This is a genomic window from Acidimicrobiia bacterium, assembly GCA_040881685.1.
Classification (GTDB): domain Bacteria; phylum Actinomycetota; class Acidimicrobiia; order IMCC26256; family PALSA-555; genus SHVJ01.
On sequence record JBBECS010000043.1, the window covers coordinates 34,709 to 46,485 of the forward strand.

The 11,777-nt window shown below is 67.3% G+C and carries 9 protein-coding genes; 2 read left to right on the top strand and 7 right to left on the bottom strand.

From position 1 onward, the window contains the following. Positions 1-98: 98 nt before the first annotated feature. Both WEE69_11070 and WEE69_11075 read right to left on the bottom strand, forming a co-directional pair. On the bottom strand, positions 99-944 hold the full coding sequence (locus tag WEE69_11070) for an enoyl-CoA hydratase-related protein (protein MEX1145834.1): 846 nt from the start codon (positions 942-944) through the stop codon (positions 99-101). After that, positions 941-2,155: an acyl-CoA dehydrogenase family protein gene (locus WEE69_11075; GenBank protein ID MEX1145835.1), complete on the bottom strand. Its 1,215-nt coding sequence runs from the start codon at positions 2,153-2,155 to the stop codon at positions 941-943. The genes WEE69_11070 and WEE69_11075 overlap by 4 nt, the downstream gene beginning before the upstream one ends. A gap of 55 nt (positions 2,156-2,210) precedes the next feature. On the opposite strand from WEE69_11075, the gene WEE69_11080 reads away from it, so the two are divergent. Beyond that, entirely contained in the window at positions 2,211-3,620 is a 1,410-nt protein-coding gene (locus WEE69_11080) for an amidase (protein MEX1145836.1), read from the top strand. Positions 3,621-3,821: 201 nt separating this feature from the next. Then, complete coding sequence (locus WEE69_11085; protein ID MEX1145837.1) at positions 3,822-5,372, top strand: fatty acid--CoA ligase; 1,551 nt, start codon at positions 3,822-3,824, stop codon at positions 5,370-5,372. An 8-nt stretch (positions 5,373-5,380) separates the two neighbouring features. Here WEE69_11085 and WEE69_11090 read toward each other — a convergent pair whose 3' ends face one another. The 5 genes from WEE69_11090 to lgt are packed head-to-tail and all read right to left on the bottom strand — an operon-like array spanning position 5,381 to position 11,685. Next, positions 5,381-6,181, bottom strand: coding sequence for an enoyl-CoA hydratase-related protein (locus WEE69_11090; GenBank protein ID MEX1145838.1), 801 nt, complete (start codon positions 6,179-6,181; stop codon positions 5,381-5,383). 13 nt (positions 6,182-6,194) lie between these two features. After that, positions 6,195-7,364, bottom strand: coding sequence for an acyl-CoA dehydrogenase family protein (locus WEE69_11095; GenBank protein MEX1145839.1), 1,170 nt, complete (start codon positions 7,362-7,364; stop codon positions 6,195-6,197). A 33-nt stretch (positions 7,365-7,397) separates the two neighbouring features. Then, entirely contained in the window at positions 7,398-10,043 is a 2,646-nt protein-coding gene (locus WEE69_11100; protein MEX1145840.1) for an ABC transporter permease, read from the bottom strand. Positions 10,044-10,061: 18 nt separating this feature from the next. Continuing rightward, the gene (locus WEE69_11105; GenBank protein ID MEX1145841.1) at positions 10,062-10,814 is read right to left on the bottom strand and encodes an ABC transporter ATP-binding protein; all 753 of its coding nucleotides are present in this window, start codon (positions 10,812-10,814) and stop codon (positions 10,062-10,064) included. A 34-nt stretch (positions 10,815-10,848) separates the two neighbouring features. Further along, positions 10,849-11,685, bottom strand: coding sequence for a prolipoprotein diacylglyceryl transferase (gene lgt / locus WEE69_11110; GenBank protein MEX1145842.1), 837 nt, complete (start codon positions 11,683-11,685; stop codon positions 10,849-10,851). Between the last annotated feature and the right edge of the window lie 92 nt (positions 11,686-11,777).

Genomic DNA, 11,777 nt, shown 5'->3' on the forward strand with positions numbered 1-11,777 from the left:
CAACATCATCGGTGAACGCGTCCTCGGCCTCCCGAAGGAGCCCAAATAGCCCGCTGGATACCTGCGGCGCGGCCGCTCGCTTCGGGCCTAGCGACCGACTAACGGAGGTCGTCGGGGAGATCGGGGTGCTTCGAGCCGGTCCACTTGGGGTCGCGCTTCTCGAGCCAGGCCATGACGCCTTCCATCGCGTCGGGCTGCTGGCCGCTCCACCACGTGAGCTTGGTCTCGTCGATCATCGACTGCGTGCGGTCCGTCCCGTCGAGACCCTCGTACACAAGCCGCTTGATGATGGACACGCTCGCCGGCGCGGTGTTGGCCGCGATGTCGCGCGCCAGGTCGATCGCAGCCGTCAGAACGTCGTCCTTCGGGAACGCCCGCGCCGCAATCCCCCAGTCGGCGGCGTCACGACCGCTGAACGTACGGCCAGACAAGAGGAGCTCGAGTGCGCGCGTCACGCCGATCATGCGCGGCAACAACCAGTTGGAGTTCGCCTCGCTCACGAGTCCGCGGCGCGGGAAGACGAACGACAGCTTGGCGTCTTCGGCCACATACCGAATGTCGAACAGCAACGTGAAGCTCATGCCCGCGCCGATCGCGTGGCCGTTGATCGCGCAGATCGTGGGCGTTGGAAGCTTCCAGAGCGACCACGCCTCGTGGATGGTGTCGCTCGTGAACCCGGCCGCCTCGTCATGCGCCGCCTGCGCGTCCGCGTCGAACGCGCCAGCACCAGCCGAGATGTCCATGCCCGAGCAGAACGAGTCGCCGGCACCCGTGATCACGATGGCGCGCACGGCGTCATCGGCGTCGAGCGCACGGATCGAGTCACGCATCGTCCGGTCCATCGCCGGCGTCATGGCGTTGCGCTTGTCGGGGCGGTTGAGCGTGATCGTCGCGACGCCGTCGGTGACGTCGACCAGGACGTCGTCGGAGCCGAGCTTGGTCACGAGCGGGGAACCTCGCTCCACGGGCGGTCACGGTCGAGCGCGGGTTCCTTCGGGAGGCCGAGCACCCGCTCGCCGACGATGTTGCGGGAGATCTCCGTCGTGCCACCACCGATCGTTCCGCCGCGCGTGCTCAAGAACGCCTTTTGGAGATCGACCTTGTCGTCGTCGCCGAGCGCCACCTCACCAATGACGTCGGGACGGCGCATCTCGTAGTCGGAGATGAGCATCCCCTCCGGCCCGAGCAGGTTCACGATGAAGGTGAACACACGAGCCTGGTGCTCGCTGACCATGAGCCGGCCGAGCGAGCCTTCCGGGCCCGGTGTGCCACCGGCGCGAGCGCCCTCGGCGCGCTTCATGGTGAGCCGGACGATCTCGCTCTCGATCCAGAGCCGGGCGAGCTCGTCGCGACGGGCTGCGTCGCGCTCCTCGGCGGGCAACGAGTGCCACACCTTGATCGCGTGACGCACCACGCCGCCCTCCTGACCCGTGAGCTTGCCCACCCGCCCGAGCATCACGCGCTCGTTCATGAGCGTCGCGATCGCGACCTTCCAACCCTCACCGACCGGACCGATGCGCTGGGAGTCGGGGATGCGCGCGTCGGTGAAGAAGATCTCGTTGAACTCCGCCTCGCCGGTCATCTGCCGCAACGGGCGCACCTCGACGCCCTGCTGGTGCATGTCGATGTAGAAGTACGACAGGCCCTGGTGCTTCGGCACGTCGGGGTCGGTGCGGAGCAGGAGCAGGCCCCACCTCGACACGTGGGCCATGCTCGTCCACACCTTCTGACCGTTCACGATCCACTCGTCACCGTCGCGCTCGGCGCGGGTTGCCAACGCCGCGACGTCGGAGCCTGCGCCCGGCTCGCTGAACATCTGGCACCAGATCTCCTCGCACGTGAACGCGGGGCGCAAGAGGCGGGCCTGCTGCTCCTCGGTACCGAACGCGATCAGCGTGGGTCCGGCCATGCCGACACCCATCATGTTGTGCAAGAGGTTCATCGGCGCGCCCTCGTCGATCAGCCGTTGATCGACGAGGTCTTGGAACCCCGGGTCCAGTCCGAGGCCGCCTTTGCCTTCGGGAAAGTGGATCCATGCGAGCCCGAGGTCGAACTGTGCGCCCCAGAACTCGTGGTCCGTCGACGTGCGCGGATCGTGCCCCGTGAGCAACTGGTCGACGCGCTCCTTCACGAGCCCTTCGGCGGTGACGGTCATCGCGCGCTGAGGTTAACCTCCGTTCACAGGACGGACCAACGGACGGGGAGGACGCATGGACGACGACCTCGCGTTCGCAAGCGCGCTCGAACAGCGCGAACTCGTGCGTCAACGTGAGGTTTCACCAAGCGATCTGGTCGAGCTGTACCTCGAGCGCATCGAACGGCTGAACCCGCAGCTCGACGCGTTCCTCACGGTTGCGGGCGACCAGGCACGTGACGCAGCCCGGCTTGCCGAGAAGGAGCTGGCCGCGGCCGGTGACGGCGCTGACTTGCCTCCGTTCCTCGGCGTCCCCATCTCGATCAAGGATCTCAACGACACCGCCGGCATCCGGACCACCCACGGCACCGCGGAGTGGCACGACCGCGTCCCCGACCGTGACGAAGAAGTCGTCGCTCGCATCCGACGAGCCGGCTTCATCATCCTCGGGAAGACCAACACGCCGGAGTTCGGGGCGCGCGCGGTGACGCAGACCCTCGCCTATCCACCCGGGCGCAACCCGTGGGACACCTCGCGCACACCGGGAGGGTCGTCCGGTGGCGCGGGGGCGGCGGTGGCTGCCGGTCTCGGAGCGGTCGCGCAAGGGTCCGACGGCGGCGGGTCGATCCGGGTGCCGTCGGCGTGGTGTGGAGTGTTCGGGATCAAGCCGTCGCGCGGGCGCGTATCTTCGGCCCCTGGTCCGCAGAGCTGGAACGCGACCAACGGGCCAATCGCTCGCACGGTCGAAGATGCAGCCGCACTGCTCGACGTGATGGCCGGACCCGCCGTGGGCGACGTGTGGCAGCTCGCATCGCCGGAGCACCCGTTCGCCGAAGACGCCCGTCAAGCACCGGCACGATTGCGGGTGGCCTGGACCACGAAACCGGTCGACCCCGACACCGTGGTCGCACCGGCGTGGCGAGAGGCGGTGACCGCCACGCTCAGCCTGCTCGAGGAGCAGGGCCACGAAATCATGGAGGTCGAGCTTCCACAGCTCGACGTGACCACGTTGGCGCTGGTCCCGGCCAGCGCGACCGCGGCGCGTCTCGACCTGCCGCCGACCGAGACGCTCGACACGACGAACCAGACGCTGCTTGCGTACGCGGCGGGGATGTCGGCGAAGGACCTCATGGTGGCGGAGAACGAGATCCAGCGCGTGACGCGAACCTTCGCCGAGTGGTTCGAGGGCTTCGACGTCTTGCTCACTCCCACGATGACCGCGCCCCCGCCACCCGTTGGTGAAGCGGCGATGGGCGACGAGGACTTCGCCGGGATGCTCGAGCTCATGAAGCTCGTGGCCTTCACCCCGATGGCGAACATGACGGGCCAGCCGGCGGTCGCGGTACCGGCCGGACTCGATGATGCCGGGCTGCCCGTGTCGGTCCAGGTCGTCGGCCGCCCTCTCGCCGAGGCGACGATCATCCGAGTGGCCGCGCAGCTCGAGGCAGCTCGACCTTGGCGCCACCTCCGTCCGCCGGTGTCCTGAGGCGAGCGACTGCGGCGCAGAGGTACCCTGCCTGCCCGGTCGACTCCGCAGGCTCCGTCTCCTGCGGCGGCGGATGGCAAGCCATACGCCGCCGCGGCCGCAGCGAGCCGGGGTCCGAGCGGCCCGGCGCCGAAGGCGCCGAGAGCGGGAAGTCGGAGAGACGAAGAAGCGACAGACTGATCCCGACAACCGGGGGACTTCATGGCTGACACGCTGGCGCAGTTGATCCGCGAGCAGGCGGCGACGATCGGCGGTCGGGTCGCGTTCACCTTCGAGGAACGCGACCTCACCTACGGCGAGCTTGACGCGATATCGAGTCAGGTCGCACGCGGACTGCTCGCGGAGGGTGTGCAGGCGGGCGACCGCGTCGCGATCCTCGACAAGAACGCAATCGAGCTCTTCGAGCTGATGTTCGGAGCCGCGAAGGTGGGCGCGGTCCTGTGCCCGGTCAACTGGCGCCTCGCACCACCCGAGGTGGCGCACATCGTGAACGACGCCCAGGCGAAAGTGCTCGTCGTCGGCCAAGAGTTCCTCCCGGTACTCGACAAGATCGAAGGCGATCTCACCACCGTGAAGAGAATCCTGGTGCTCGGTGAGCACCCGGGCCACGAGGACTACGCGGTGTGGCGCGATCGACAACCAGCCGACGACCCAGGTGTCGAGTTGGCGCGCGACGACGTCGCGCTGCAGTTCTACACATCTGGCACAACGGGTTTGCCGAAGGGAGCAATGCTGTCGGGCGCCGCACTGCACGGGCTCGTGCCCGCGGCCAACGACGTCCTCGGGCTCGGACCCGACACGGTGAGCCTCGTGGTGATGCCCCTCTTCCATGTCGCCGGCGCGGGATGGGCGCTCTTCGGGCTCTACAACGGCGCGCGCAACGTGATGCTGCGCGACGTGGACTTCCCGGCCATCCTCGATGCGATTCCGCGCTACGGCATCACGGACTCGGTGTTCGTCCCGGCAGTACTGCAGTTCCTGCTCATGACACCGGGCGTCGAGTCGACTGACTTCTCCAGCCTTCGGACCATCCTCTACGGCGCGTCGCCGATCTCCGAAGAAGTTCTGGTCGCGTCAGGAGCGCGCTTCGGCTGCAAGTTCGTGCAGGCGTACGGGCTCACCGAGACCAACGGCGCCGCGGTGTTGCTCCCGGCCGAGGACCACGACCCCGAGGGACCGAACCGCCACCGGCTGCGCGCCGCCGGGATCCCGATTCCCGGCGTGGAGCTGCGCGTCGTCGATGACGTCGGCAACGACCTCCCGACGACCGAGATCGGCGAGGTGTGGATCAAGTCACCGGCGAACATGGTCGGCTACTGGAACATGCCCGAGGCATCGGCCGCCGCGCTCACACCGGACGGATGGTTCAAGTCGGGGGACGCCGGCTACCTCGACGCCGATGGCTACCTGTACATCGCCGACCGCGTGAAGGACATGATCATCTCGGGCGGCGAGAACGTGTATCCGGCCGAGGTCGAGAGCGTGCTGATGTCACACTCCGGCGTCGCCGACGCCGCGGTGATCGGGGTTCCCGACGACCGGTGGGGCGAAGCCGTGAAGGCCATCGTCGTGCGCGCCGACGCCGACGTCACCGAGAGCGACGTCATCACGTGGTGCCGTGACCTGCTCGCGCACTACAAGTGCCCGACATCGGTCGACTGGGCCGAGATGCTGCCGCGCAACCCGTCGGGAAAGATCCTCAAGCGCGAGCTGCGCGAGCCGTACTGGGCTGGTCGCGACCGCCAGGTATAGACAGCGAGTCAGCCGGCGCCGAACCTCGGCGGTCGTTTCTCGACGAACGCGGTCACACCCTCCTCCGCGTCGTCGCGGCCTCCGGCGGCGATGAGCTCCTTCTCCTCATTCGCGAGCTGGTCGCGCAGACCTGCACCGAGAGAGCCGCGCAGCAGCCGCTTGGCAACACCAAACGAACGCGTCGGTCCGGCAGCCAACTTGGTGACGAGTGCCTCCGCCTCGGCAGTAAGCGCGTCGTCGGGGACCACACTGGTCACCAAACCCCACTCACGCGCTTCTTCGGCGCTCAGGACTCGGTTCGTGAGTGTGAGCTCAATGGCGCGGCGAAGGCCGACGATTCGGGGCAGGTACCAGGTGGAACCACCGTCAGGGGTGAGTCCGATCGCGGTGTAGGCCATGACGAACTTCGCTGACCGCGCCGCGATGACGAGATCGGACAGCGCGACGAGCGAAAGCCCCGCGCCAGCCGCGCTGCCCTGTACCGCGGACACGATCGGCGCGTCGAGCCGATCGAACGCTTCGATCGCCTCGTGGAGTGCACCGACGATCCCGGTCAGCCGCTTCGGAAGGGCGCCGCCTTGGCCTGTGGCCGTGGCAAACGCGCGCACATCGCCGCCCCCGCAGAAGCGGTCGCCGCGCCCGCTCAGCAATACGGCGCGCGCGTCCTTCGAGTCGGCGAGCTTCGATGCGGCTTCGGCCAGAGCGCGCGCCAGGTCGAGGTTGATCGCGTTCGCCGCGTCGGGCCGGTTCAAGGTGAGGTGCGCAACGCCGTTTTCGGCGATGTCGAGCACCACCAGTGCTTCGCTCACTCGCTGTCCTTCCTCAGTGTGGGATCTCGTCCCATGGCCGGTCCACGTCGACCCGGGGCTCCGGCGGCAGGCCAAGCACGCGCTCGCCCACGATGTTGCGCTGAATCTCGTCGGTGCCACCACGGATCGAGATGGACGGCGCGGTCAGGAACAGCGTCTGCCATTCCCCGTCACCCACCACACCTTCCGGACCGAGGAGCGAGAGCGCGGTGTCTGCGGTGTTCTTGAGCAGGGCGGCGCCGCGCAGCTTGGCCCCCGATCCTTCGGGCCCGGGTGTGCGCCCGGTCTTGGCGGCGTCCCGCGCCCGGCGCATGGTAAGCCGGTTGACTTCGCTGACAATGCGGACGCCAATCACGCGGTCGCGCTCGACAGACCCAAAACTGGACGCGCGCTCGGCACACAGGTCCAGGAGACGCTCACCCGGCGCGCCCATCCCCGTCCCCACCGCGCCCACCGCGCCGCGTTCGTTGGCCAGCGCCGTACGGGTGACTCCCCATCCACCGCCGACATCGCCGATCCGGTCCGAGTCGACGACCACCGCGCCGTCGAGGAACACCTCGCTGAAATGCGCATCACCGTTCATCTGCCGCAGCGGCCGCACATCCACGCCCGGTGCCTGCATGTCGAGGGCGAACGCCGTGATCCCGGCGTGCTTCGACACCGACGGGTCGCTGCGCGCGAGGAGGAACCCACGGTGCGCATAGTGGGCACGGCTGCTCCACACCTTCTGGCCGGTGACACGCCACACGTCGCCGTCGCGCTCCGCGCGCGTCGAGACGTTGGCGAGATCGGAGCCGGCGCTCGGCTCGGAGAAGAGCTGACACCAGATCTCGTCTCCCGACCGGATCAGCGGCAGCCAGCGCGCGCACTGCTTGGGTGTGGCGGCCGTCAGCAGCGTCGGGGCCACCACGCTCAACCCCACGAGGAACGGGTACAGATCCGGTTGCTCGAAGCCTGCGAGCTCGCGCGCCACGATCGCGGCTTCGGCCGGGGACACCCCACGGCCGCCGTACTCAACCGGCCACGTCGGCACCGCCCACCCACCATCGGCCAAAGCACGCAGATACGCGCGCCCGGGTCCGAGATCATCGCTCCCAGCACCCAGCACGGTGATCTGTGTGTTCGGGTCGCGCGGCCGAAGCAGTGACGCGAGCGCGCCTTGCACCTCGTCGGCCGAGATCACGCTGTCGATACTACGAGCCGCTGATCCGCGACCTCACTGGGACTGGATGGCCTCGAGCACGTCGAGGCGAGCCGCGCGCCGCGCGGGACCGACCGATGCCCACCAACCGGCGAAGGCGCCGAGGAGCACGAGTTGGACGAGCGAGCTCGGGGAGAGTGCGAAGTGAATGCCTTCACTCTCGAGCGCTCCGATGAGCGCGCGCCCGAGCACGAGACCAAGGCTGACACCGAGCGCCGATCCGAAGACCGCGATGATGATCGACTCATAACGGATCATCGTCCTCACCTGAGCTCGCGCCATTCCCACGGCACGGAGCAGACCGATCTCGCGAGTGCGCTCGTAGATGGAGAGGGCCAATGTGTTCGCGATGCCAAGGACCGCGATGCCCACGGCGAGCCCGAGGAGCACGTAGATGAGGTTCAGGAACTGTCCGACCTGTTGCTCCTGCGTCTCCTTGAACTCCTCTTGATCCTGGGCTTGAACACTCGGGAAGGGTTCGATCGCCTGGTCGATCGTGGTGGCGGCCCGTCTCAACGATGTGTCGGCTGCGACCTTGATCGCGACGAAGACGTCGAGCTGGTCGGTGAAGTTCGCCTCGAAGTCGGGCATCGCGAGCAGGTAGTCGTTGCCGATCGCGTCTTTCTCTGCGAAGACGCCCGCGATCGGGATGCTCTGCTCACCCGTCGCGCCGAACCGGACCTCCAAGGTCCTCGAGGCGCGCTGGCGTTTGGGTAGCTCCTTGAAGGCGTCCTCGAAGACGAGCATGCCGCCGGATTGTCGGAAGGTCTGCATCGCACCGGGCTCGGGATGCACGTCGATGGACGAGCCGAGGTTGGGTGACGTACCCATCACTGCCTTCGTCTCGCCGGCGAGCTCGAAGTTGCCGAATCGGAACTCGGTCACGTGCGCGTCGGGGAGGACATCCCGTACCGCGGTTGCAGCTTCGGGGCTCAACGGCGTGAAGTTCTTCGTGCTCAAGACGAACTCGGCCTTGAAGTCCGATGAGAGCACGTCGTCGAGCGTGGCCTTGATCGACGAGCCAAGGATCGCCACCAGGGTCATCAGCGAGATCCCCACCATGAGCGCAGCCGCGGTCGTGGCTGTGCGCCGCGGATTGCGGCTCGCGTTCTCCCGTGCCAACAAGCCGCCCATCCCGCGGAACCGCGCCGGGAGCCACCCCAACGTCCGCGCAGCCGGCGACGCAAGGAGCGGGCTCAACATCGCGACGCCGACGAACACCATGGCCGACGCCAAGCCCACGAGCGCCGCGGCACCACCGGGGAAACCCTCGACGCCGGCGAACAGGCCCACCAACAACAACACAAAGCCGAGGATCGTGACGAACCCGCCAACCGAGTAACGGCGGCTACCCGAGCTCGGCGGGGCCGTATCGGCTTGCATCGCGGCGACGGGCGAGACCGCGGCGGCGCGTCGTGCCGGGGAGAGAGCCGACACGAAGGTCACGAGTGTTCCGACCACGAGCGAGATGATGATGGTGCGCCCGAGGATCACCGTGTCGCCGGACGGCAGCTGTACGTCGAAGGCCTTCAACAGCTCCTGAAGGCCGATCGCCACACCTACACCGGCCGCCAGACCGACGATCGACGAGAACAGGCCGATGATGAGGGCCTCGATCGCGACCGAGCCCATCACCTGCCGTCCCGATGCACCGAGGCCACGCAACAAGCCGAGTTCATGGGTTCGTTGGGCAACGACGATGGAGAAGGTGTTGTAGATGATGAACGCCCCGACGAAGAGCGCGATCACCGCGAAGACGAGCAGGAAGATGCTGAAGAAACTCAAACCTTGACGAATCTCGTCGGACTGGTCCGTCGCGAGCTGCTCGCCGGTGAGCACCTCGACACCTGACACACCTTCGTTCGCAAGTGAAGTACGGATCCGGTCGCGCAACTGGAGATCCGAGACACCTGGCTCGGCTTTGACGTGGATCTCGTCGAACCGGCCTTCCTTGTTCAGCAGCCCCTGCGCTACCTCGACGTCGAAGGCCGCCAACGTCGCGCCTGCGAGGTTGCCGACCGTCCCGAACCTGAAGATCGCAACCACGTCAACGATCTCGGGTGGGTGCTGACTGAGCGGTATGACTTGCACTCGAGCTTGCCGACATTGCTCGGTGCGGACACACCGGCGAACGTCCTGCGGGCTGATTCCGGCATCGGTGGCGGTCACTTCGTCGAGTGCGACCTCGCCCGGAGCACTTGGTCGTCGTCCGACCTCGGGTCGGCCGTCGCCACCAATGGCTCGGTTCAACCCGCGATGCGGACCCCAGGTGACTCCGAGTGTCGGCGCCTGACCGTGCGATATGGCCTCCGACGGCTTGCCGTTCTGGAGCTTGACGACCTCGATCAAACCACCCACTGAGCCTTCGGCGATGGCGACGCCTTCGACCGCCTCGACCGAGTCCAGGACAGTCGCATCGAGCGGCTCGCGCACCACCTGCGTCCCCGGTCCGCCAGCTGTCTCCTTGAACGGCTCTTTGCCGCGCAGCGCGACGTCGACGCCCCGGTTCACGTCAGCGAACAGGCCATCGAACACGTTGCCGAGAGTGTCGGTGAGCACGAATGTGCCGGCCATGAACGCGACGCCGAGGATGACGGCGATCGAGGTGAGGACGAGACGGAACTTCCTCGCGAACAGGTTCTTGATCGTGACGCGCAGCATTCGGTGACTACCTCGGGCTCAGGCCCCGAGACCCTTCATCTTGTCGATGATGGCGTCGGTGCTCCCGCCGACCAGGTCGTCGACGATCTGACCGTCGCCGAGGAACACGACGCGGTCGGAGTAGCTGGCCGCGGTCGGGTCGTGCGTGACCATCACGATCGTCTGGCCGAGATCGGTGACGGCCGTTCGCATGTAGTTGAGGATCTCGGCACTCGACTTGGAGTCGAGGTTGCCGGTGGGTTCGTCGGCGAACACGATCTCGGGCTTGCTCATCAGCGCACGGCCTACGGCCACGCGCTGTTGCTGCCCGCCCGACAGCTCGCTGGGCTTGTGTGTCAACCGGTCGCGGAGGCGCAGCGTGTCCACCACTCGGTCGTAGTGCTCCGGCTCCGGCTTCTTGCCGGCAAGCGCAAGCGGAAGGGTGAGGTTCTCGGCCGCGGTGAGCGTGGGAATGAGGTTGTAGGCCTGGAACACGAACCCGATGCGGTCACGCCGGACGAGCGTGAGCTTCTTCTCGGAGCTGGCGCTGATCTCGATGTCGCCGAGGAAGATCTGGCCGGAGGTCACGCGATCGAGGCCGGCGAGACAGTGGAGCAGCGTCGACTTGCCGGAGCCGGAAGGGCCCATGATCGCCGTGTAGCGATGGCGCTCGAACGCGACGTTGATGCCGTCGAGCGCGCGCACCGCCGCTTCGCCACTGCCGTAAATCTTCGACGCGTCGATCGCTCGCGCGGCGGTGCCGGTTGCTTGCGTGGGGGTGGTGGTGGTCACGTCTGCTCCGTTCCCATTCCCGGTGACTCGTACGCTACGCGGCGACCCGGGCCGTCCCCGAAATGGCGTACTTCCCCTCGTCGACGCTGGAATGCCGCGCCAGCCACCAGAACCATGCGCCGCCGGCCGCGAACGCCGCGGCGCTCACCCAGGCGTTCACGCGGAAGCCGAGGATGAGGTTGGCGTCGTCGATGCGTAGGTGCTCCAGGAAGAAGCGGCCGAACGTGTAGCCCATCGCGTACAACGCACTGAGCTGGCCGCGCTTGAGACGGACCCGCTGCTCCACCTTGAGCAGCACCACGATCAGGACGACGATGTACAGCGACTCGTAGAGGAACGTCGGGTGGAACGTGGCGAAGCTCTCGAACCCTTCCGGCCGGTTGGCTCGATCGATCTCGAGGCCCCACGGCAACGTGGTCGGCTCGCCGAAGAGCTCCTGGTTGAACCAGTTGCCAAACCGGCCGATCGCCTGTGCGACAGCCAACCCTGGCACGATGGCGTCCATCAATCCGAGCGCGTCGTAGCCCTTGACGCGGCACATCACGATCACGCCGATCATGCCGCCGATGACGACACCCCAGATCGACAGTCCGCCCTTCCAGATCTCGACGACGCGCAGCCAGTCACCCTCAAAGAGCTGGTAGTCGGTCGCCACGTGGTACAGGCGCGCGCCGATCAGGCCGCAGATGACGACGACCACCACGATGCTCTGAAAGTCGTGGGGATCGTGACCCCACCGCTTCCATCGCCGTTCCGCGATCGTCGACGCCACGACCACGCCGATCGCCAGCAGCACGCCGTACACATGCAGCGAGATGCCGATGTCGATCACCCCGTCGGAAGGGCTCGGGATCGACGAGATCAACGGCACTCGCGGAGGCTACCGACCGCGTCGCAGGTACCCTGCGGCGCAGGTAGCCGTGGCCCAGCGGCCCGGCGCGCAGCGCCAAGAGCGGAATGTTG